This window comes from Algoriphagus aquaeductus (genome assembly GCF_003253485.1).
Lineage (GTDB): Bacteria > Bacteroidota > Bacteroidia > Cytophagales > Cyclobacteriaceae > Algoriphagus > Algoriphagus aquaeductus.
Genome location: NZ_QKTX01000006.1, coordinates 246,420 through 267,397 on the forward strand (window position 1 = coordinate 246,420; position 20,978 = coordinate 267,397).

Sequence of the window (20,978 nt, forward strand, 5' to 3'; positions counted from 1 at the left end):
AACGCTCTTGCTGTTTCGGTAAATTTTGGGGATGAGCGATCGATGGAACTGATTGATTATTTGGAGTAAAACCACTTTTTCGAAAGAAAGTCCAGAATGGAGCTTGAAAGAAAAATAACCATTGGTCAAAATCTTTTTCAGGACAATTTTCCTTTTTCTATTTTTTCAAAAAAGTAGTTCCAGATATGAAGAAATTTCTCCTAGTCTTAGCCTTTGTTCCTGCATTTTCTTTTGCTCAAAATCACGAATCCAATCTCCGGAAGATCTATGATGCAGAGCTTTCCTCCGGGCATACTTATGAAAATCTCCGCTACCTCTGCAAAGTCGTCGGAAATAGATTGGCGGGTTCTCCGGGTGCTGCGGCTTCCGTGGAGTGGACCAAACAATTGATGGAAAGCTATGACTTTGATACCGTCTTTTTGCAGCCGGTGATGGTTCCGCATTGGGAAAGGGGAGGAAAGGATATCGTCAAAATTACCAATTCGGTCAAGCATGGCGTAGTGGAGCTGAATGCATTGGCCTTGGGGAATACACAGGGAACCGGAGCTAAAGGACTGGTTGGGCAAGTGATCGAGGTTAAAAGCATTCCGGAACTTCAGGCTTTGGGGGAAAAAGTGAAGGGGAAAATTGTCTTTTTCAACGGCCCCATGGATCCCAGGATGATCGATTCCTTTCAGGCCTATGGAGGTGCCAATGCACAGCGGAGTTCAGGCGCTGCCGAAGCTTCCAAGCTTGGGGCCATTGGCACCTTGGTTCGCTCGTTGAGCAATACCATCAATGATATTCCCCACACCGGAAATCAGCGCTACAATCCTGATTTTCCCAAAATTCCTGCATTGGCGATCAGTACGGCTGATGCCGAATTGTTGAGTCAACTGCTTGCGGAACAGTCAGACTTGAAAGTCTATCTTGAGTCTCATGGAGAGATGAAAACCGAGAAGCTTTCCTATAATGTGATCGGGGAAATCCGTGGAACTGAAAAGCCCGAGGAAATCATCGCTGTGGGTGGACACCTGGATTCCTGGGATGTGGGTGAAGGGGCACATGACGACGGAGCAGGCTGTATGCAGGCCATCGAAGTGTTAAGATTATACAAAGAACTGGGTTGGAAGCCTAAGCGTACCCTCCGTGCGGTGATGTGGATGAATGAAGAAAACGGGCTTCGCGGAGGTCAGGAATATGCCCGTGTGGCGAAGGCAAAAGGTGAAAAACACATTGCCGCTATCGAATCTGATTCGGGAGGATTTTTACCAATCGGATTTTCATCCACGGGCACGGATGCACAGCGTGGCAAATTGGCTTCTTGGGCAGATTTGCTCAGACCTTACCAGCTTTGGAATCTGCAAAAGCCGGGAGGAGGGGCAGATATCGGCCCTCTCAGAGATCAGGGACCGATTTTGATCGGACTTCTGCCGGATTCGCAGCGGTATTTTTATTACCATCATACCGAAGCGGATGTCTTTGAAGCGGTTGATCAGCGGGAATTGGAATTGGGGGCTGCTGCCATGGCCGCATTGGTGTACCTGATCGAGCAGGAGGGGATTTGACAAGTTTGGGTCAAAAGTCTGCATGCCTATCGGCTCCTCCGGGAGTAGAGGAAATATGATGTGGAAAAGGTGAGATTGCATCTATACCTTTATATACATACAAATTTCTAATTTGCTGATGATGAAAAATGCTAATTAAATTAACCAATTGCAACTTATTAAGCATATAAGGATTGAATTGCAAATTTCACCTAGCCCCATTCGGCATTTCAGAGCTGCTGAGGAGATTCTAGGCCTATAGGGCTTCACGGTTTTTCAGTTTAAACCAAGCTATTATATGCGTACACATTAATTAATGATCGTAAACTTCATTTGTACTTTATAAAACTTGATTTCACTATCTGTGCTGATCACTGCCGTTAAATTTTGATCCCCTGTATATCCGGAAGTGTCAAATCTTAAGGTCAAAATGATAGAATCATTTACAGGTATGTAGTCTTTTGAAATGTCGTAATTTGTACATGTGCAATCAGGATTTACATAGTTAATTTTAACATCCTGTTTTCCAAAGTTCTTTAAAACAAACCTGCCTTCTATCAAAGTATCCTTGTCAATATTGCCCAATTCAAGAAGTTTTGTAGAAAACTGAATAGCTTCTTTTCCAGTAGAGTCTTCTTCTATGCCTTTAATGACACTAGACTTTGCTCGAAATGGATATTGTTGTCAAGGGTTGAGCATGACAAAAAAGAAATAGTAAAAACAAAAATAATAAGTCTCATAATTTGAATCTGTATACTTCAACCTTGTCCGATCCTTCGTCATAGACACTTCCATAATAGTAAGGGGGAATATAACCACGCACCTTAAGACCTTTGGGTACTTCGACATCGGCAATGAGGATAAAATCTTTGTAAATTTGAAGACCGTGAGTTAAACTGCTTTCGTTTTTGGTATAACTTCTAAATACCAGTCCGTTCAAGCATTTCAATGAATGATAATAACCTCTTTTGGGTCTATCATTTGTATAGTATTCTCGAAAGAGCTTTAAATCAAATTGATTTATCTCCTTATATTCCAAATCCATAGATTTTCCGGGTGTTCCAAAAGTTGTTATTAAATCAAAATCATTATCGTAATAATATATTTTTGGATCAATTTCATGATTTATAAAAAAATGATCAAACGAGTCAAGATCATATGAAAACCATGCATGGTGAGGAATATAATTGTATTTTAAATATTCATCAGATCTTTGGCCTAATAGTTTCTCGACTTTATTCGATTTAAAATTGTATTTAGCAAGGATCTTCCCTTCCTTATAATATTTTTCTCCAGTAAAAGCATTGAATTTCTCGTTTTCTGAATAGATCGGTATAAAAAGATTTCCCTTGCTATCGGCTATCATATTCAAATTTAGGTAGTCTAATGTGTAAAGAGCAAATTGGTCGATGTTGTCGAGAGCATTTTCTCGGACTTCATTCACATTCTTCTTTCCTTTCCAATCCAAAATTGTTGTTTTTTCTCTTGTAAGATCTGGTCTGTGAATGTGAAGATCGAACGAAGAGCCAAGGAAAATGTGATTCCCTTTGTGATCCATTGCATATCCGTCTATGTAAGCCGTATTTAGTTCCTCTGGGCTTTCGCCTTGCCCAAAAAGAGTTTTTAAGTAATTTCCTTCTTTGTCATATAAGTATAGATACCCGAATCGTTTGTCTACAAAGAAAAAATTTGTGTCTTGAAAGTAGATATCCCCTTCTTGTGAGGAATTTTCGTGAATAGAGGTAAGTTTTTCAACTTTCAGTGAGTCAAATGCTATCGAGATCTGTTGAGAATTTATTTCGTCAACTTTGTTTTTGCAGGAGCAGGCCAGAAGGAAAAGTGAAATAAAGAAATTGATATTTTTCATGGATATGATTCTGCCATTAGTAGCTACATGGCGGTTTAGAATTTAACAGTTACCATTATAATTGCTGCATTGTATATTTCCATTTTCTGCACTTTGTGCACAAATGGCACCCGATCCTGATGATTTGCATTTTTCGAGCCAAGTGCATTTACAAATCACCTGACCAGCCTCACCATCCTCAATAGAACTTTGGCCCGAAGCCCAAGATACCTGAAAAATCAGGCAAAGTGAGACAAGGAGTGGGAATAGAGATATTGGTTTAAAACTTTCCATATCCCATTTAGCAGTTTGAATTATAGTTACTGCATTGGATATTACCGCCTGTTTCACTTTGTGCACAAACTCCACTTGATCCTGACGCCTTGCAATTTGAGACCCAAATAAATTTGCAAATAATTCTCTCGGAGTCGTCACCACCAATAGAACTATCAGATTGTGCAAATCCTAGAAAGGATGCTCCGCAAATTGCTGCAGTTTTAAAGAATAATTTGAATTTTGTTTCATGAAATTTAGGTTTAGTTCATTTCAATGTGAATAGGGGAATTGGTGTTGTCAAGGAGTGAAGTAGAAATAATGGGAGGATAACTATCTGGAAATCAGTGAAAAAAATAATCCAGTTTTTGTATTTAACCACTACTGTCCGACTGTTCTATTTCAGTCGGATAGTATTGATTTAAAAGTTAAAGTTTCCGATTGAGAATTTTCCTTTTATCCCTGACTTCAATCAGTCTTTTTGGTAAGATTGGTCAGAACAATCTCCTGCCTTTTCTACTTCTTTTGTAAAAAATCAGTCTCCCATGAATGACCTTCAAATTGCTAATTCAGTAGCCCCCTGGCCGATTCAGGATATTGCCGATCAGCTGCATATTTCACGGGGAGAGCTTGAGTTTTATGGAAAATATAAAGCCAAACTCCCCCTTGATTTGATAGATGAGGAGAAGTTGCAGCAGGGTAACCTTATTTTAGTCACTGCGATCACGCCTACCCCGGCAGGGGAGGGAAAGACGACGGTCACCATTGGTCTCAACGATGGGCTCAACCGAATCGGAAAATCCTCCATCGCAGTCATCCGTGAACCCAGTCTCGGGCCTGTCTTCGGAATCAAAGGAGGCGCGGCAGGAGGTGGCTGGTCTCAGGTGATTCCCATGGAAGACATCAATCTTCATTTCACAGGAGATTTTCATGCGATCGAAAAAGCCAATAATCTTCTTTCTGCCCTGATCGATAATACGATCCAAAGCAAAACCCGAAACCTTGGCATCGATCCCCGGACGGTTCTCTGGAAGCGGGCCATGGATATGAACGACCGCTCCCTGAGGAATATAATTATTGGTCTGGGCGGAAAAAATGGAGGAATTCCCAGGGAAACGGGCTTCAATATCACAGCCGCTTCTGAGGTAATGGCGATCCTGTGTATGAGTAAGGATCTGGAAGATTTGAAAGATCGATTTGCACGGATCTATATCGGAGACCGATTTGATGGTTCGCCCGTTTTTGCCAGAGATTTGAATGCGCAAGGTGCGATGGCTACCCTGATGAAAGAAGCGATCAAACCCAACCTGGTACAGACACTCGGGCATCATCCGGCGATCATCCATGGTGGGCCTTTTGCCAATATCGCGCAGGGCACCAATTCGATTTTGGCGACCAAAATGGGCTTGAGTTTGGGTGATTACGTGGTGACGGAGGCTGGTTTTGGTTCGGACCTGGGTGCAGAGAAATTTTTCAACATCAAATCAAGAGCAGCCGGACTTTCTCCTAAAGCGGTGGTGCTGGTGGCTACCATCCGCGCTCTCAAATACCATGGTGGCAAGCCGCTCAAAGAACTCACTTCCGAAGATGTGGAGGCATTGGAAAAGGGGCTGCCTAACTTGCAGCATCATTTGGACAGCCTGCGAAGCTTTGGAGTTCCGGTGGTCGTGGCGGTCAATGTATTCAGTTCGGATTCGGAGGCAGAGAAAAAGCTGATTTTGGACTATTGCCAAAAACAGGGAGTCCCTGTTGCCTTAAGCGAAGGTTGGGCTAGGGGTGGTGAAGGTTGCCAAGATTTGGGTGAATTGGTCGTCGAAGCGGCCGAAAGCTATCAGAATCGGTTCACCCCTACCTATCAATTGGAGGATTCGGTGGAGGAAAAGATCCGAAAAGTGGCCCAAACTATCTATGGTGCTTCCGTAGTGGAATTTTCCCCTGTCGCTAAAAGCCAACTCAAGAAGATCGAGAAGCTCGGGCTTTCTCAGCTGCCCATTTGCATCGCCAAAACCCAGAAAAGCATCAGTGACAACGAGAAACTGATCGGAAGACCCCGGGATTTTAAAATTACCATTCGGGAGTTTGAGATTGCAGCCGGGGCAGGATTTGTGATTCCTATTGCAGGAGAAATCCTACGGATGCCCGGCTTGCCGGAAGTTCCTTCGGCAGAATCGGTCGATATTGATGCCGAAGGAAGAATTTCAGGTCTATTTTGACCAACGAAAAACCCGGCCAACTCTCCTTGGCCGGGTCCAAACCAAATTCTATCAAAAAATCCCTAAGAGTTTACTTGATCTCGATTTTCATCTTGGGTTTTGAAAGGAGACCTGATTTTTTTGGAAGACTGAGTTTGAGGATTCCTTTGTCATAGTTGGCGTTGATTTCTTCCTCATTGACTTCTTCGGGCAAAGCAAAAGACCTTCGGATGCTGCTGTAGGAAAATTCCTTCTTGCGGTAGTTTTCTTTTTCCTCCTCGATTTCATTCTTCTTCTCAGCGCTGATACTCAGCACACCGTCTTGCACATCGATTTTGAAGTCGGATTTGTCAAAGCCCGGGGCAGAAAGCTCCAGCTTGAATTCTTTTTCATTTTCGATGACATTGGTGGAGGGGAGCTCCACGGATTTTTCCGGAAACCAGAATTTTTCATCCCAATTGAATGGGTTTTCGGTTCCGAAAAAGTCTTTGACCATGTGAGGCCAAAAACCCCTGTTCTTTTTGGTTATTGCGCTCATGGCTTTTGAAAATTTAGTGTGAAAATGGGTTGTTTTTACAGGGGTTAAGTTGCAAAAACAGTATCTAAAAAATCGTGATAAAAGTCACAAAATCAGGTGATTGAGTTCATTTTTCTTGTAAAATTCACCTTGGGTTGTTCTAGTCCCAATTGATGATCAGGTTTCCGGTTTTTTTCCCTGAGGCTACATAAGAAAAGGCTTCGGAAATTTGTTCCGGTGAAAAAATCGAGGGATCCAGTAAGGGTTGGAATTTTCCTTTTTCCACTAAATTTTGGATGTATTGCATACTGCCCAGGATATCGGTGGGAAGGGGGAAAATCACTTTTTTTCCAGAGCTGAACTTGCCAGCCAAGGCCAGCCAAATGTTCTCCCAATTTGGCCCCAATTCGGAGGAAATGTAGACTCCATGGGGCTTGAGTATTCGCATGCAAAGCGTAAATCTGCTTTTTCCTACTGCATCAAACACAAAATCATAAACCTTGTCCTCTTTGGTGAAATCTGTTTTTTCCAAAGCGATGACCCGATCCGGACCCAAGTTTTTCACAGATTCTTGATCTTTCTCAAAGCAAACGGCTGTGACTGCGATGCCCATCGCTTTGAGAATCTGGATCGCAGCTGAGCCGATTGCCCCCGTCCCGCCATTGACCAAAACTCCCATGCCGGCTTCGAGTTGCACTTTGTTGATAAAGTTGACTGCGTAATGGGCTGCTTCGGCACAGGCTACCATGAACGTGAAATCTCTGTTTTCCGGCATTTTGAGCAAGGCTTTTTGGGTCGAATAGGCGACCCATTCGGCGTGAGTCCCTGCGCCGTTGTCATCAAATCCCCAAACCCGATCCCCGATTTTGAAATTTTGAACTTCGCTCCCTACCGCTTCGATTACTCCTGCGAAATCAGTTCCCGTCACCGGGATTTTAGGCCGGCTGAGCCCCGCAAATGCCCGGATGGCATAAGGTTTTCCGGTGGCCACACCCACATCCGTGCGGTTGACGGTCGTGGCCATCACTCGGACCAGGACTTCATCCCCTTTGGGAGTGGGTTTGGGGATATCTTTGAGTTGGATTTGAGCGGGTGGGCAGTAATGATCTCGGTAGAAGGCCTTCATTTTGGTGTTAGTTGATCGGGAGTTTTGGAAAAAAGAGTCTTGAACCGTCCAACTTGACGATTTCCAGTTCTTTTGATTTTTGGGTAGTGGACCAGCTGAAAAAACTGCATTCGTCCTCAAAATCTGAAGCTGAAAAGCCATTGACCATTTTGATTTCTTCACCGATTTCGATCAAAGCATCCGCAGGAGTCAAGCCTTTGGGTTTTCCGCTCAGGATCAATTTGCCATTTCGATAGAGGACTCCTACATGAGTGGTTTGCTCAAATTCCGGAATAGGCTTCAATTCCAGATAATACCTCATTTCAGTGTGATTGAGGATGGTTTTTTTGCTCAATGCAGAGAAAAAACCCAAACCGATTTTCGGGTAGTTTCCGACTTCAAAGTCAATCGGGATTCTTGAAAAATCAGTACTGTCGAGCCGTAAATTTTCAACCCAAATAGTCCTCGAGGGGAAGGTGTTCTGGCCTAATGCCCCCATGGAGGTGCTCAGGTTCGGATTGCTTAGTCCGAGGCTGTCTTTTTGATTTAAGAATGGTTGGATCTCCGGTAAATGATCGGGAAAATCCATGACTGAAACGTACCCAAAATCCACCAAGGCATCCGGATATTCCTTGCCTTCAAAGCTCAAGGAGACAAAAGGGCGATTCCCTTTCATCCGAATGGGGAAGGACTTCCATTCCGGAAGGGTGGTGAAAGGGGATTTGGAAACACGAATAAGCTGTCTTTCAAAATCTATTTCCCAATTCAGCTGTTGGATTACATCATGGCCGAGGAGATAGTAATCCATGCAGTAGAGAAACTGCATGTCATTGAGCAAACTTCTGACCTTTTCAAATTGGAAACCTCCGATTTCCAATACATCGGTCAGTCCGGTTTTTACCTTTTGGGTTTGATTGTTGGAATCCCGAAGACGGATTTTTTTACCCTTGACTTTCAGCCTTCCTTGGGGAATACTTAAGGAGTTGGCCATGCCCATACCTGCCCCGGTATCAAAGGCAAACTGGGTTGGAATACCATTCATTTTTCCTTCAAAAACCAAGAGTTTGGAATCCAGGTGAAATGGGAATACGGCAATCTGCTCTTGGGCCTGGTAAGAAAAGGCGGACAGGATAGTCCAGAAAAACAGAAAAATAATTCCGCTTAGCTTCATGGCTTTAAGCTCGGATGAATGGTTGGAAATGAAAATAGGAAATGTGAAAAGCGCAGAAAATCAGGGATTAACTTGAGCGCAGACAAAGGCTGCTTAATAGGCGTCTATTCCCGCTTGAGCGATGATTCCGTCCTGAGCGGAAGTCACTCCTGATACGCCAATTGATCCCACAATCACTCCGTCTTTGAAAATCGGCAGGCCTCCTTCCACTCCCACTGCATGGGGTAAGGTGGCGATACGGCTTCCTCCTTCGCCTTTCATGGCATCTTCAAAGACCTTGGTGGAACGCTTGAAAAAGACGGCTGATTTGGCTTTGGCTTGAGCGACATCGACGGATCCGACCTGTACGCCATCCATGCGTTTCAGGGAGATCAAATGCCCCCCATCATCGAGAATGGCAATGACTACATTCCAGCCTTCGGCCTTGGCTTTTGCTTCAGCCGCTTCGGTAATCCGTTCGGCATCAGCTAATGACAAATAGGGTTTCGTCTGGGAAAATGTCCAAAAGGGAAGGAATGTAAAGAGTAAAATCAGAAGTTGCTTTTTCATGGTTTTGGTGTTGGGTTGGGATAAAAATAATTCAAAATCAACGCAAACCTGTGCGAAAACCTGAGAATTTGCCAAATTAAGGGGTAAACTTTTAACTTAACTCTCTATCCTATGACCTCCAGACGTGATACCCTCAAAACAATTGGCCTAGCCAGTGGCCTCGGCTTGGTTTCTCCGATGAGTCTCCTGGCTTGTTCCGAATCTGTCAAAAAAGAAAAACTCGGCGTGGCTTTGGTCGGCCTGGGTTATTACAGTACCGACCTTTTGGCACCTGCGCTTCAGATTACCAAGCATTGCTATTTGGCGGGAATTGTGACTGGAACTCCGGCCAAAGCTGAAACTTGGAAGGCTAAATACAAGATCCCAGAGAAAAATATTTACAACTACGAAAACTTCGACTCCATCAAAGACAATCCTGACATCGATGTGGTGTATGTGGTTCTCCCGCCCTCGATGCACCGGGAGTATGTGGAGCGGGCTGCTGCGGCAAAAAAGCACGTTTGGTGTGAAAAGCCCATGGCGGTGACGGTGGAGGAATGTCAGGCCATGATCGATGCATGTAAATCCAATGGGGTAAGCCTATCCATCGGGTACCGTTGCCAGCACGAACCCAATACTCTTGCCTACACCCAACTGATCAAAGAAGGAAAACTGGGAAAAATAAATGCGGTCTCCTGTGCCGCAGGATATCGGGAAAACCGAACTGACCACTGGAAGCAAAAGCGGGAAATGGGCGGGGGTGTCATTTATGATATGGGGGTTTATTCCATTCAGGGCGCAAGGTTGGGTACACAGCTTGAGCCTGTTGCGGTGAAATCCGCTAAAGTTTGGACCGAAAGGCCCGAAATTTATAAAGATGGTTTAGGAGAAATCGTCGAAGCTGAATTGGAGTTCCCCAATGGGGTGAGTGGCTGGATCAAGACCTCTTTTGCCGAAAATGTCAACTACCTGAAAGTCCAAGGCGAAAAAGGGGAATTGTCGATCTCTCCGTTTCAGGGCTATGCCGGGATAAAGGGAAGCAGTCCCATGGGCGAGATCAATTTTCCCTATGAAGTTCCCTGGCAACAAGCCAATCAGATGGATCAGGATACCCTGGCGATTTTGGCTGGAAAGCCTATGCCTGTTCCGGGAGAAGAAGGGCTTAGGGATATCCGGATCGTACAGGCGATTTTGGAATCTGCCGAAACCGGAACCCGGGTAGAGATTTAGGGGGTTTTTATCAGGTTTCGCTAAGCGGCGTGATTTATGTCGGGTCAAATTCTGATTTTTGTCACGGTTAAGTATTGATTTTCAACGTATTATTGATTTCAAAACTTGAAAGCCATGATTGCCCTTCGCCTCTCCAAAGCCCAGATTCTCCAAGCCTGTATTCAAAAGCAGGAGCGGACGATCGAAGATTTCGAAAGAGGAATTGCCGAGCTCAAAACTCAGCTTTATTCCCAGGAAGAAATCGAAAGTCAGGAACACAGACCCTCTCCTGAACGGCGTGAGCTCCTGCTTCGAATGGAGCATGAACTGGGTTTTTTGAATTATGAAATGGCGGTTTTGAGACAGATTGAAGCGGAGAAACCACTCGATGTCGTGGATCTTGGGGCTGTGGTGGTGACCAATCAACGCACCTTTTTTATATCTACTTCCCTAGAGCGGGTGGAAATCGAAGGCCGAACAGTCATCGGGATTTCTCAAAAAGCACCGATTTATCAAGTCATGAAAGGCAAAAAGGCTGGACAGTTCTTTAACTATGGAGGTGTTCGGTTTGCGATTTTGGAGGTGTATTGATAAGAGTAAAAAGTTAAAAGCAAAAAACCTGTCAGGATTCAAATTCTGACAGGTTTTGATTTTTTTAGCAAGCGGAAAATTTTGCTTTAAATAATCCCTCGCTCTATCCTACTGAATAGGCTATTCGATCGGCAGTCCATTTTGATACCAAGCCTGAATTCCGCCCTGGAGATGATACACTTTAGTGTAGCCTTGTTGGGTCAAAAGCTGCGCGGCTTCGAGACTTCGGGCACCGACTGCACAGTAGATGTAGATTTCTTTGTCCTTTGGGATTTCGAGGGCTTTATCCAGAAAATTTGCCTGATAATAATCCAGGACTATAGCATTGGCGAGCTTTCCTTGGGCCACTTCCTGCGGAGTTCTGACATCCAAAATGACTCCATTTGGACTTTTTTCCTGGAATTCTTTAGGAGAAAGATTTTGAACCAAAGCCACCTTATTCCCTTCAGAGGTATCCTGAGTTGATTTTTCAGATGAGCAGGAAGAAAATAAGAGTGTAAAGGCCAAAAGAAGCAAAGAAGCAGTTTTCATGGGCTAAATGTTTCCTGCAAAACTAGAAAATCTGGATTCTGAATTTTGGTGACCTTGGGCACAAAAGCCAAAGTTTAGGCTCGAACTTGTCCGCTACCCCTTACCACCCACTTGTAGCTGGTCAGTTCCCGCAATGCCATCGGGCCACGGGCATGAAGTTTTTGGGTGGAAATTCCGATTTCTGCTCCAAGTCCAAACTGGTTTCCATCGGTAAAAGCCGTGGATGCATTGGCATAGACAGCCGCGGCATCGACCTCGTTGAGAAATCGCTCGATGGTTACCGGGTTTTCGGAAAGAATAGCTTCCGAATGCTTGGAGGAATAGGTGGAAATATGATCCAAGGCTTCGTCCAGATTTTGGACCGTCTTGATGGAAAGCTTAAGGCTGAGAAATTCGGTTCCAAAGTGCTCGGGTAGAGCAGAATGGATTTGCGGATTAGTGGGAAGGGCTATAAAAGCCTTTTCATCCGCAAAGACCGCTACTCCGCTTTCCAGCATAGGCTGAATCAGTTTTGGCAAATCAATCAATCGACTCTGATGGATAATCAGGCAATCCAGGGAATTGCAGACACTGGGACGCCGGGTCTTGGCATTGTGGAGGATGGCTTTGGCTTGTTCCAAATCCGCCGTCTCATCGAAGTAGGTATGGACAATGCCTGCGCCTGTTTCGATCACAGGTACTTTGGCATTTTGCCGTACAAAGTCAATCAAGCCCTGAGACCCTCTTGGGATAATTACATCCACGAAGCCTACCGCTTCCAAGAGGGCCTTAGTGGCTGAGCGATCGGGGGGTAAAAGTTGAAATGCACCACTCGGAACCCCATGTTTTTCCAAAACCTGATGGATTAAGGTCATGATGGCCCGATTGGAAAAGTCAGCGTCTGAGCCGCCTTTTAGCACCAGCCCATTGCCGGACTTGAGCGCAAGCGAAAACACATCGAACGTCACATTGGGCCGAGCCTCGTAGATGATCCCGATCACGCCGAGGGGAACAGAAATTTTGCTAAGCTCCAACCCGTTTTCCAGCATTCGCTGTTCAAGCAGAATCCCCAAGGGACTTTCCAGATGGGCCACTTGTCGGATTTCTCCGGCGATGCCTTTGATTCGGGAATCACTCAAAAGCAGGCGGTCATACATGGGATTGGTTTTTTCCATCCGATCGAGATCCTTTTGATTTTCCTTTAGTAAAAAAGGAATCTGCGCCTCCGCCAAATCAGCTAAATCTTCCAGCACCTGCCGAACCTGCTGGTCTTGGATGCCGATTAGCTTTCGGCTGCTTTTTTGGACAGCTTCGAAGATAGTTTGGTACTCAGTCATGGTCAAAGAGGTAGAGGTAGTCGTAATGGATCAAGGCTTTTTGGTTTTTTTGACCTAGACGTTCGATAGCCAATTTGGAAGTGTATTCGGCACGGCCTAAGCCGATTTTTTCTCCTTTTTCATCCCGGATCAGGAGAATGTCCCCCTTCGAAAATTCTCCTTCGATTTTTGTGATTCCGATTGGTAAAAGGCTTCGGATGACGGAGGAAGTCAGGGAGGCTTTTGCTCCTTCATTGATGGTGATCTCGGCTTTGTAGTATTGCGCCCCGTGTGCCAGCCATTTTTTGGTGGCGTGTTTTACCTTTTGGGGTTCAAACCAGGTGCACCGCAAAGACTTATCGGCAAAAGCGCTGAGCACCCCGTCTTTTTTCCCGTTGGCGATGATGACCTGTATGCCCAGATCGGCTGATTTTTTTGCCATGGCATACTTGGTCAGCATCCCGCCCCGCCCAAAGGAAGATTTGGTCGCAGAAATATAGCTGCTCACTTCAGGCATGGAGGAAGCCACTTTTTCGATGAGTTGAGAACTTGGTTCGGAAGGATTTCCGGTGAAAATCCCGTCCACATTGGTCAACAGAATCATCGTGTCCGCATTGATCATGGCGGCGGTGAGGCTGGCGAGCTCATCGTTGTCCGTAAACATCAGCTCGGTGATGGTCACTGTGTCGTTTTCATTGATGATGGGCAAAATGCCCTGCTGAAGCAGCGCCTCGACGCAATTCTTCATGTTGAGAAAGTGCTTGCGGTCACGAAAATCTTCCTTGGTCACCAAAATCTGCGCAATGGGCTGATTCAGTTTGCCAAAAAGTTCTTGATACTGATTGATCAGCTTGATCTGCCCGGTGGAGGCCCAGATCTGTTTTTTGAATACAGGGTTTAACTTTTCTGGTAAAGGGATAGACTGCCTACCAAAGGCTACCGCACCGGAACTCACGAGTACGATCTTTTTTCCCTTGGAAATCAATTCTTGGATTTGAGACACCAAATGTGCCATCCGGTCCAAGTCAGGAAGACCGTTGGATTGCGTCAGGACATTGGACCCGATTTTGATCACCGCTACTTTGGAATCAAGCATTTGTTAGAAAATTTGTATGAAAGTAAGGGATTTGATGCGGAGTTGCTAAAAAAAATGGTTTTTGAATTGATGAATGGAAATTATCTTGAAAACTGTGGAAATACGATGGAAATACTATAGAAATAAGACGCTTCGCGCTGAAATAGGGTGTTTTGATTAAAATTGGCGATTTTCTGTGCTACAACTTTTCCAAAGTTTCAAACTTTGGAAAAGTTCTCAATCCATCGTTTCAATCTCAAACCCAAAATTTCATCTGTTTATAATTTGATTTTTAATGGCCAGATGGAATGCCCCGGATAATCATTCCCCTGTGTGAGAAGCATTTACTCATGGGCATTTCATATCACAAAAACGGCATACTCGTCTTCCCCACGAGCATCAAGGTTTTGGATCTAACCAACTAGATCATTTAAACTTTTTCTTTGGGTTTTTCCTAACATCAAAAAATGATAAGATGATGATTTTATTTCCTCGGATTCTGTAAAGAATTCTGGTTTGGGGTGAAAGTTGAAATCCTCTATTTCGACTTTGCCAATCAAAGGCTGAGCCTTAAGAATTTTAAAAATCGCATCTGCTTTTTGAATAAATTCTTTTGCGGAATTATCACCTCAATTCTTCTTAATATACTCCACGATGGAATCGAAGTTTTTTTTCAGCCCTTGGAGTGACAAAGACTTCCATCAGTACTTTTTCTTTAAATTCTCCCAGGCGATCAAATTTTCGTCATTTTCAGATTCTTCGTACCAAAGATAGATTTCCTTCTTTTGCTCATCTGTCAAGGATTTCCAGAATTCACCTTCTTTTGAATCCTCTCTTTGCTTGAGGAAATCATAAACGGTTTGCAAAAGTTGTTCATTGTCAATCCGTTCTATGATTTTTTGAAGGTCCGATTTAAGTTGTGCCGCTCCCATAGTTTTTGAATATTGACTAAATCAAATCTACACGTTTGAATTGGGTGAGTAAAGACAATCTTGATTTTCAGGCTTTTCTATTCGGTTTTTTGGTAATTCCAATTTTTGAAATACGATCGAAATACTATAGAAATAAGGCGCTTCGCACTAAAATAGGGGTTGGAGTTCCTCGATAGGTCGTAAATCCGAAATCTGAAATCCGAAATTAAAGAAACGCCATACTCATCGTCCCCACCAGCATCATCACCTTGGCCCAAGCGCTGAGTCGGGTGAAGTGTTCCCGGCGGTCGGCCTGATAGACTTTCCACATAAACCATCCAAAAACAAGGCCCAAGGCGCCGAAATAATAGAACAGGTGGAGGTTGTTGATTTTAAAAGTTACCGTCAAAATCGCCCCGACAAAGCAAATCGCCACGGCAAAGATCACCTGTTTGGTCTTGCGGAATCCGATGACTATCGGAAGCGTCCGGCAACCGTGAAGGCGATCCCCATGCCGGTCTTCAATGTCTTTGATGATCTCCCGGATCAGATTGAGGAAAAAGGCAAATATGGCATAGGTCAAGACCAGCAATTCATTTTTCTGATAATAAAAAGCCACCAAATACACGGAGAATCCGGTCAAAAAGGCTACTGTGAGATTGCCGATAAAAGGCTCCCGCTTCAGTTGATTGCTGTAGATCCAAAGGAGAAATGCTGCCAGAAAATTGACTAAAGCAATTCTGGGAGAGACCCAATACCCCAATCCAATGGCTGTAAAATTGAAAAAGGTATGTAAGAAAATGACTACCCTGCGCTTGATCCCTTTACCCACCACGACTTCATGAGGACGGTTGACATAGTCAATCTTCACATCATAGTAGTCATTGATCATATAGCCCGCCGCTGTGATGATGACCGTGGAAAGCGCCAATACATACAAGCGAAAATCCTGAAGAACAGGCAATCCTCCAGTCGTTGTCTCAATCAGAAAATATGCAGTCATCCCTTGGGCAAAAGCCACCATAAGCAAATTGATGGGTCTGCTGATTCTGAAAAGTCCCCTAACCGATAATGTTCGCTCCATGATAATGCCTTCCGGGATTAAAAATAGAGAAAAGTCTCAGCCAAAAAGGATTTACCGCAGATCTAATCAGGAAAATCGTTTCCGTAACTTTTGAAGCATCCTTTTTTTCAATTACCTATCTTGAAAATTCAGCAAGAAAACCCATTAACCATGAATACAACTAGCAAGCAATCCCGAAGAGACTTTATCGCTCTTTCGGGTAGCGCCTTGGCAGGCTCTTTCTTTTTGCACCCGGTGGCGCAGGCACTCTCCATTTTTGATAAGCCCGGTCAGAAAATGAAACTCGCCATGGTCGGAACCGGTGTAAGAGGTCTTGCCATGTGGGGGAGGGATGTAATCCGAGCCTACAAAGATCAGGTGGAGTTTGTCGGACTGTCCGACAAAAACGAAGGGCGGATGAAGTATGGCAAAACCTTCATGGGCGTTGACTGTCCGCTGTTTTTCAGTGCCGATCAAATGATCAAGGAGACCAAGCCGGATGTGCTGATCGTCACCACCATGGACAGCACCCACCACGAGTTTATCGTCAAAGGACTCTTGGCCGGAATGAATGTGATCTCCGAAAAGCCCATGACTACCGACGAAGTCAAAGTCAAAGCGATCCTCGATGCGGAGCGTAAGTCAGGCAAAAAACTCATTGTCACCTTCAACTACCGCTATTCTCCCCATCGTCAGAAACTCTATGAATTGCTCCGGGCCGGGGAAATCGGAACCATCACTTCGGTGGATTTCCACTGGTATTTGGACACCTCGCACGGGGCAGACTATTTCCGCCGATGGCATGGAAGAAAGGAATTTGGAGGCACCCTGCTCGTCCATAAGTCCACGCATCATTTTGACCTGCTCAATTGGTGGCTGGACTCTGATCCGGAGGAGGTATTTGCCTACGGTTCGCTGGAGTTTTATGGCAAAAATGGCCCCTTCCGCTCCAAAACCTGCCGTGGATGTCCTCACGCATCCAAATGCGATTTCCATTGGGACATCACCAGAAATGAACACCTGACCAAGCTTTATGTGGAAAATGAGCAGTACGACGGCTACTATCGGGACGGTTGCGTATTCCGGGAGGAAATCGACATCTACGACAAGATGGCCGTGCAGATCAAGTACAAAAACAACGTTCAGGTAAGCTATTCCCTCACCACCTACTCACCCTACGAAGGGTACCGCATCGCCTTTAATGGGACCAAAGGCCGATTGGAAGCCTGGATCAAGGAGAGTCAGCCTTGGGATGAAAAGAACGAGGATGAACTGGTCTTGGTCAAGAACTTCGGTCAGCGCCATGTCATCACCGTGCCTCAAGGCGGTGGGGGCCATGGAGGCGGTGACACGCGGCTAAAGGATAAGCTTTTCTTAGATCCCAACAAACCTGATCCATGGAGACAGTCAGCCGGCAGTCGGGACGGGGCCATGTCCTGTCTGGTCGGCATCGCCGCCCGACACTCCATCGAACAAGGTAAGCCGATCAAGATTCAGGATCTGACGGATATTCCGTTGGCGGCGAGTGGAAGAGGAGCCTAATGATACTTCGACAAGCTCAGTACAAGTTTCGGATATTAATTTCGGATTTCGGATTGAATCCCGCGGGGCTTAGGCTTCGTGGGATTTTTTATTCACCGCAGTCCTGCCTGAGGGCAGTCAGGGGCGCAGAGAACGCAGAGAGGGATAATGAAAAGGTATAAGAGTATTGTGATTAATGATGGAGGTTCAATTTCAGCCAATTCCCCCTTTCACTTATGGCTAGGGGGATTTCCATTTTTATAGAGAAAAGCTGGAAAGCAAATAAGTCGCATACCCAATTGAAGCTGATTCCAATCCCTTTCTACTACCCCAATTCTACAAACTCCACATAGATCCCTAAGAGGATGTGCCAAAAAAGGTAGTGTCCTAACCTTACCGAAAGGGAAGCCAAGAATCCGGAATTTTTGAAATAGATCGCCTGAAGCAAGTTCATCAAGAATCCTGTTCCCAAGGAATAGAAAATCAAAAGATAGCTACCATCGGGAAGTTGCTCCAAGGGTTCTCTGAGGGAGGTGAGAATTGCACCGATCCAGAATAGGGTGTTGAGGTATTTTCCTTTTTGATACCAGGTCCCAATCGCTAGAAACACAGTCATCGGAATCAAGCGATAGAATACCTCGACCTCCAAAGCACCTGAGAAATATAAAAACAAGGAATAGGGAAAAGGCTGCAAAAAGGGAGGTAACTCGGTGTAAGGTTGAGGATGAAGCAACACTTTGATCACCAGAATATCCAATATCCCAAATACCATCCCAATCAAAGCAGGAATCAGGAACCGATTTTTATTGGAGATACTGGTTTCAAAAAAGTTAGGAAGGCTAACCTTGCTTTGCAGCCACAAGAAAGGAATGCCCAAAAGGAGGATTAATATGTTTTCAAGCTGCCAGACCCTCAAAAAGGAATGATCTCCCAAGATTGCGTTACCATACAGGCTTCCGATCCACGCGATAAGCAAAAAGGAAAGATAAATGAGGATGTTTTGGGTGACGTGTTTGTCAGTTCGTAATCCGAGAGGCATAGCAGGAAATTTTTCTTCTATGCAGATGCAGAGGTCAAGGTTTGGGTTGCAAAGAGGAGGGAAGAAAGATGAAAAATGAGATCCTGCTTCGAGTTTAAATTCACCCCAGTGGCGCAAAGGACGAGGAGAGGGTATTAATCCCACCCAGTCAAACGCTTATTTTACACTAGACGGGGAGCCTAATGATTTCGGATTTCGGATAGAACATTTCGGATTGAATCCCGCTGGGTTGAGGCTTCGCGGGATTTTTTTATTCACCGCAAAGTCGCAGAGAACGCAGAGACGAATAGTTTTGGTTTATTGCTTTCGTTAAAGAGTTGGATACTCGATCTATAGGACATCTCTTTACCTCCCCAGCCTTTCCAATCCCTCCTCATTTTCAATTACCATCTCTTCATACATCAGCGTCCAGCCTAGGGATTTGGTGAGGATGTAGAAGTTGGTCAGTTCGGCGAGGAGTCGGTTTTGGGCATTTTCCATGAGGTCAGATTTTTCGATCTGAGCGCGCATTTGGGTGGTGACGGAGTTTTTGATCTTGTTGTAATCCTCGGCTCCAAAGGAGTTGAAGTAGTCCTGAGTCACGTCGTAGTATTCGATCTCAGGATAGATGTTGAGGATGGGAGGAGGGATTTTTTTGAGAATCAGGGTGCGGTTTTCGGCATTGATTTCGGTTTCCAGTTGGCGAAGGTCATACTCCACGGTGGCCTTGGCGTTGACGACGACGAGGGCCTTTTTGTCCGAAGTCCAGAGGTTGAGAAAGAGACTTTGGGAATTTTTGAAGGTGAAGACTTTGGAAAAGTAGCCTTCGGTCACGATGAGTTTGCCTACTTGATTGACTTGCTTTTGGATGAGTTCGGAAGAAGCTCGAAGGTCTTCGCGCTCTTGTTTGCCTCTGTAAAAAAACCAATATCCAGCAAAAAGAAATGCGGCAATCAGAAACCCAAATCCGAATTTGTTCATCGTTCAATTTCAAATATAGGTTCAAGATGAAGAAAAGTCAGTCTTAATCCAATTGGGGGAATATTCAAAGCTTTGGAATGAGGTAGCACTTGCGATAAAAAAGTTGAGTTTGAGAATACAGCCTAAAATTTGGCTCTTTTAGCATTCATTCAGAGGCTCGTCAAAGTCCGGAGATAAATGGATTTTACCTTTAAGTGACCCGAATTTTGGTGATGCTTTTTGGGGGTCAAATCCACTTTTTTTCTGATTCTTCTTCAAAAGATTTTCAATAAACTTTTTCGCCTCCTCTTTTAGTTCGGAGGGTAAGGCTTCTAGTTTGGTGTATAAGGAAAGCGAAGTCATTCTGAATTCTTTTTTACGAAAATAGTGATTTTCTGGAACTGGTTCTTCTTGGTTTTCAAACACATCTCAAGTTAGGATAGTTTGATTTCCTGGTTTTCGAGAATAATCATTGGTAAGAATAAAAGCATAGTGGAAGAATTTTATTCTAATCAGTCTTTTTTAGATCTTGATATTCAGTTGCTTAAAACTGATTATACCTCACTCATTAAACAAAACCGAACGCTGTCTCTCCTGATTCACTTTCAGTTGTAGGACATCCGGGCGGGAATAATGCCCCACCGGGTCAAAGTTTTGTCGCTCTTCCAAAACCCGGTTGAAGTCCAGCGTTTGGATCAGCAGTCCTTCCGAGTGGGCTACTGGTTCCAACACCCACTTCCCGTCCGGTCCTGCGATGCAGCTGCCCCCATCGGCGAGGACTTCGGGGCAGTTTTCCAGAATCACATCCAGGTGCGGCGTATGGGCTGGAAAGTCACTTTTCCGCATCAGACCGGAAACGGATATGACAAAGGATCGGGACTCCTGAGCGATCATTCGGGTGATATTTTCGGTATTTCTCACCGCACCGGGCCACACGGCGACGTGGAGGTTTTCGCCTTGTCCATACAGAGCTGTTCGAGCCAGCGGCATCCAATTTTCCCAGCAATTCAGTCCTCCTACCGTGAAGGCTTTGAGTGGGTGTACTTGCAGGCCATGTCCGTCACCGGGTGACCAAGTGAGCCGTTCGTCATAGGTAGGCTGAAGCTTGCGGTGGATGGAGCGGATTTCTCCTTGCTGATCAATATAGACCAACGTGCAATAGAGACTATGACCTCCCCGATCTGAAGGTCGCTCGATGAGGCCGAGATAGACTGCGATGTGGTGTTTCTTAGCCAATTCTTGTACAGCTTGGAGCTCACCTTTTTCGATCTGTATGGCATTCCGCGCATAGTGGGCATGGATTTCCTTTTGGATTCGGTTGTCCCAAGCCGAAGCAGGAGTGATGGACAACCACCAAGGGTAGCCGGGCAGCAGGCCTTCACCAAAGATGATCAGCTCGCCTCCGCTTAACGCCGCCTCAAGGATTGCTGCTTTTATTTTTTCCAGGGTTGCGGCCTTGTCCAGCCAAACGGGGGAGATCTGAGCTAGTGCAACGGTAAGAAGGGATTCTGACATGGTTTTAAAGGTTGGATTTTCAAATTAAGTCAATTCTTTCCTGACTTCCGCGTTCTTTTCTTCGGTTTTTTGTAACTGATTGATATTTAATCTTGTATGATTTTGATTCGTTGATTTTGGGTGTCCCAGCC

20 protein-coding genes are annotated in these 20,978 nt (G+C 44.9%); 5 read left to right on the forward strand and 15 right to left on the reverse strand.

Annotated features, from left to right (window positions below; all coding sequences use genetic code 11):
• Positions 1 to 185: 185 nt before the first annotated feature.
• The gene (locus CLV31_RS10475) at positions 186 to 1,547 is read left to right on the forward strand and encodes a M28 family peptidase (RefSeq protein WP_111392835.1); all 1,362 of its coding nucleotides are present in this window, start codon (positions 186 to 188) and stop codon (positions 1,545 to 1,547) included.
• A gap of 288 nt (positions 1,548 to 1,835) precedes the next feature.
• Here CLV31_RS10475 and CLV31_RS22255 read toward each other — a convergent pair whose 3' ends face one another.
• Positions 1,836 to 2,177: a DUF1573 domain-containing protein gene (locus CLV31_RS22255; protein WP_111392836.1), complete on the reverse strand. Its 342-nt coding sequence runs from the start codon at positions 2,175 to 2,177 to the stop codon at positions 1,836 to 1,838.
• 85 nt (positions 2,178 to 2,262) lie between these two features.
• Positions 2,263 to 3,393 (reverse strand): NHL repeat-containing protein, encoded by a 1,131-nt coding sequence (locus CLV31_RS10485; protein WP_111392837.1) that lies wholly within the window; start codon positions 3,391 to 3,393, stop codon positions 2,263 to 2,265.
• Positions 3,394 to 4,190: 797 nt separating this feature from the next.
• On the opposite strand from CLV31_RS10485, the gene CLV31_RS10495 reads away from it, so the two are divergent.
• On the forward strand, positions 4,191 to 5,858 hold the full coding sequence (locus tag CLV31_RS10495) for a formate--tetrahydrofolate ligase (protein WP_111392839.1): 1,668 nt from the start codon (positions 4,191 to 4,193) through the stop codon (positions 5,856 to 5,858).
• Positions 5,859 to 5,928: 70 nt separating this feature from the next.
• Here the strand turns inward: CLV31_RS10495 and CLV31_RS10500 are convergent, their stop codons facing one another.
• From CLV31_RS10500 to CLV31_RS10515, 4 genes are all read right to left on the reverse strand, one after another.
• Complete coding sequence (locus tag CLV31_RS10500) at positions 5,929 to 6,375, reverse strand: Hsp20/alpha crystallin family protein (protein WP_181452607.1); 447 nt, start codon at positions 6,373 to 6,375, stop codon at positions 5,929 to 5,931.
• Positions 6,376 to 6,514: 139 nt separating this feature from the next.
• Positions 6,515 to 7,480 (reverse strand): NAD(P)-dependent alcohol dehydrogenase, encoded by a 966-nt coding sequence (locus tag CLV31_RS10505; RefSeq protein ID WP_111392840.1) that lies wholly within the window; start codon positions 7,478 to 7,480, stop codon positions 6,515 to 6,517.
• A gap of 7 nt (positions 7,481 to 7,487) precedes the next feature.
• Positions 7,488 to 8,630: a retropepsin-like aspartic protease gene (locus CLV31_RS10510; RefSeq protein WP_111392841.1), complete on the reverse strand. Its 1,143-nt coding sequence runs from the start codon at positions 8,628 to 8,630 to the stop codon at positions 7,488 to 7,490.
• Positions 8,631 to 8,723: 93 nt separating this feature from the next.
• Positions 8,724 to 9,179 carry a GlcG/HbpS family heme-binding protein gene (locus tag CLV31_RS10515; RefSeq protein ID WP_111392842.1) on the reverse strand — a complete coding sequence of 152 codons (456 nt, stop codon included), beginning with the start codon at positions 9,177 to 9,179 and terminating at the stop codon, positions 8,724 to 8,726.
• A 111-nt stretch (positions 9,180 to 9,290) separates the two neighbouring features.
• Between CLV31_RS10515 and CLV31_RS10520 the strand changes: the two genes are divergently transcribed.
• Both CLV31_RS10520 and CLV31_RS10525 read left to right on the forward strand, forming a co-directional pair.
• A complete protein-coding gene (locus tag CLV31_RS10520; RefSeq protein ID WP_111392843.1) occupies positions 9,291 to 10,388 on the forward strand; it encodes a Gfo/Idh/MocA family protein in 1,098 nt (365 codons plus the stop codon).
• A 114-nt stretch (positions 10,389 to 10,502) separates the two neighbouring features.
• Positions 10,503 to 10,958: a hypothetical protein gene (locus tag CLV31_RS10525; protein WP_111392844.1), complete on the forward strand. Its 456-nt coding sequence runs from the start codon at positions 10,503 to 10,505 to the stop codon at positions 10,956 to 10,958.
• A gap of 120 nt (positions 10,959 to 11,078) precedes the next feature.
• Here CLV31_RS10525 and CLV31_RS10530 read toward each other — a convergent pair whose 3' ends face one another.
• The 5 genes from CLV31_RS10530 to CLV31_RS10550 form a co-directional block, all read right to left on the reverse strand.
• Complete coding sequence (locus tag CLV31_RS10530; RefSeq protein ID WP_111392845.1) at positions 11,079 to 11,489, reverse strand: rhodanese-like domain-containing protein; 411 nt, start codon at positions 11,487 to 11,489, stop codon at positions 11,079 to 11,081.
• A 74-nt stretch (positions 11,490 to 11,563) separates the two neighbouring features.
• Positions 11,564 to 12,805: a glutamate-5-semialdehyde dehydrogenase gene (locus CLV31_RS10535; RefSeq protein WP_111392846.1), complete on the reverse strand. Its 1,242-nt coding sequence runs from the start codon at positions 12,803 to 12,805 to the stop codon at positions 11,564 to 11,566.
• Positions 12,798 to 13,880: a glutamate 5-kinase gene (gene proB / locus CLV31_RS10540; RefSeq protein WP_111392847.1), complete on the reverse strand. Its 1,083-nt coding sequence runs from the start codon at positions 13,878 to 13,880 to the stop codon at positions 12,798 to 12,800. The genes CLV31_RS10535 and proB overlap by 8 nt, the downstream gene beginning before the upstream one ends.
• Before the next feature lie 680 nt (positions 13,881 to 14,560).
• Positions 14,561 to 14,791 carry a hypothetical protein gene (locus CLV31_RS10545; protein ID WP_111392848.1) on the reverse strand — a complete coding sequence of 77 codons (231 nt, stop codon included), beginning with the start codon at positions 14,789 to 14,791 and terminating at the stop codon, positions 14,561 to 14,563.
• A 205-nt stretch (positions 14,792 to 14,996) separates the two neighbouring features.
• Entirely contained in the window at positions 14,997 to 15,854 is an 858-nt protein-coding gene (locus CLV31_RS10550; protein WP_111392849.1) for a geranylgeranylglycerol-phosphate geranylgeranyltransferase, read from the reverse strand.
• A gap of 150 nt (positions 15,855 to 16,004) precedes the next feature.
• Here CLV31_RS10550 and CLV31_RS10555 point away from each other — a divergent pair, with 150 nt between their 5' ends.
• Positions 16,005 to 17,375, forward strand: coding sequence for a Gfo/Idh/MocA family protein (locus tag CLV31_RS10555; RefSeq protein ID WP_111392867.1), 1,371 nt, complete (start codon positions 16,005 to 16,007; stop codon positions 17,373 to 17,375).
• Positions 17,376 to 17,679: 304 nt separating this feature from the next.
• Here CLV31_RS10555 and CLV31_RS10560 read toward each other — a convergent pair whose 3' ends face one another.
• The 4 genes from CLV31_RS10560 to CLV31_RS10575 form a co-directional block, all read right to left on the reverse strand.
• Entirely contained in the window at positions 17,680 to 18,393 is a 714-nt protein-coding gene (locus CLV31_RS10560) for a hypothetical protein (protein WP_111392850.1), read from the reverse strand.
• A gap of 345 nt (positions 18,394 to 18,738) precedes the next feature.
• Positions 18,739 to 19,353 carry a DUF4230 domain-containing protein gene (locus CLV31_RS10565; RefSeq protein ID WP_111392851.1) on the reverse strand — a complete coding sequence of 205 codons (615 nt, stop codon included), beginning with the start codon at positions 19,351 to 19,353 and terminating at the stop codon, positions 18,739 to 18,741.
• Between the two features lie 138 nt (positions 19,354 to 19,491).
• Positions 19,492 to 19,695 (reverse strand): type II toxin-antitoxin system VapB family antitoxin, encoded by a 204-nt coding sequence (vapB, locus tag CLV31_RS22260; protein WP_146250887.1) that lies wholly within the window; start codon positions 19,693 to 19,695, stop codon positions 19,492 to 19,494.
• Positions 19,696 to 19,893: 198 nt separating this feature from the next.
• Entirely contained in the window at positions 19,894 to 20,847 is a 954-nt protein-coding gene (locus tag CLV31_RS10575) for a carbon-nitrogen hydrolase family protein (protein ID WP_111392853.1), read from the reverse strand.
• Positions 20,848 to 20,978: the final 131 nt, after the last annotated feature.

What these genes read in the sequence shown, in the direction of transcription:
- CLV31_RS10475 (WP_111392835.1), top strand. Translation starts at nt 186, where the DNA reads ATGAAGAAATTTCTCCTAGTCTTAGCCTTTGTTCCTGCATTTTCTTTT.
- CLV31_RS10485 (WP_111392837.1), bottom strand. Translation starts at nt 3,393, where the DNA reads ATGAAAAATATCAATTTCTTTATTTCACTTTTCCTTCTGGCCTGCTCC.
- CLV31_RS10495 (WP_111392839.1), top strand. Translation starts at nt 4,191, where the DNA reads ATGAATGACCTTCAAATTGCTAATTCAGTAGCCCCCTGGCCGATTCAG.
- CLV31_RS10500 (WP_181452607.1), bottom strand. Translation starts at nt 6,375, where the DNA reads ATGAGCGCAATAACCAAAAAGAACAGGGGTTTTTGGCCTCACATGGTC.
- CLV31_RS10505 (WP_111392840.1), bottom strand. Translation starts at nt 7,480, where the DNA reads ATGAAGGCCTTCTACCGAGATCATTACTGCCCACCCGCTCAAATCCAA.
- CLV31_RS10510 (WP_111392841.1), bottom strand. Translation starts at nt 8,630, where the DNA reads ATGAAGCTAAGCGGAATTATTTTTCTGTTTTTCTGGACTATCCTGTCC.
- CLV31_RS10515 (WP_111392842.1), bottom strand. Translation starts at nt 9,179, where the DNA reads ATGAAAAAGCAACTTCTGATTTTACTCTTTACATTCCTTCCCTTTTGG.
- CLV31_RS10520 (WP_111392843.1), top strand. Translation starts at nt 9,291, where the DNA reads ATGACCTCCAGACGTGATACCCTCAAAACAATTGGCCTAGCCAGTGGC.
- CLV31_RS10525 (WP_111392844.1), top strand. Translation starts at nt 10,503, where the DNA reads ATGATTGCCCTTCGCCTCTCCAAAGCCCAGATTCTCCAAGCCTGTATT.
- CLV31_RS10530 (WP_111392845.1), bottom strand. Translation starts at nt 11,489, where the DNA reads ATGAAAACTGCTTCTTTGCTTCTTTTGGCCTTTACACTCTTATTTTCT.
- CLV31_RS10535 (WP_111392846.1), bottom strand. Translation starts at nt 12,805, where the DNA reads ATGACTGAGTACCAAACTATCTTCGAAGCTGTCCAAAAAAGCAGCCGA.
- proB (WP_111392847.1), bottom strand. Translation starts at nt 13,880, where the DNA reads ATGCTTGATTCCAAAGTAGCGGTGATCAAAATCGGGTCCAATGTCCTG.
- CLV31_RS10545 (WP_111392848.1), bottom strand. Translation starts at nt 14,791, where the DNA reads ATGGGAGCGGCACAACTTAAATCGGACCTTCAAAAAATCATAGAACGG.
- CLV31_RS10550 (WP_111392849.1), bottom strand. Translation starts at nt 15,854, where the DNA reads ATGGAGCGAACATTATCGGTTAGGGGACTTTTCAGAATCAGCAGACCC.
- CLV31_RS10555 (WP_111392867.1), top strand. Translation starts at nt 16,005, where the DNA reads ATGAATACAACTAGCAAGCAATCCCGAAGAGACTTTATCGCTCTTTCG.
- CLV31_RS10560 (WP_111392850.1), bottom strand. Translation starts at nt 18,393, where the DNA reads ATGCCTCTCGGATTACGAACTGACAAACACGTCACCCAAAACATCCTC.
- CLV31_RS10565 (WP_111392851.1), bottom strand. Translation starts at nt 19,353, where the DNA reads ATGAACAAATTCGGATTTGGGTTTCTGATTGCCGCATTTCTTTTTGCT.
- vapB (WP_146250887.1), bottom strand. Translation starts at nt 19,695, where the DNA reads ATGACTTCGCTTTCCTTATACACCAAACTAGAAGCCTTACCCTCCGAA.
- CLV31_RS10575 (WP_111392853.1), bottom strand. Translation starts at nt 20,847, where the DNA reads ATGTCAGAATCCCTTCTTACCGTTGCACTAGCTCAGATCTCCCCCGTT.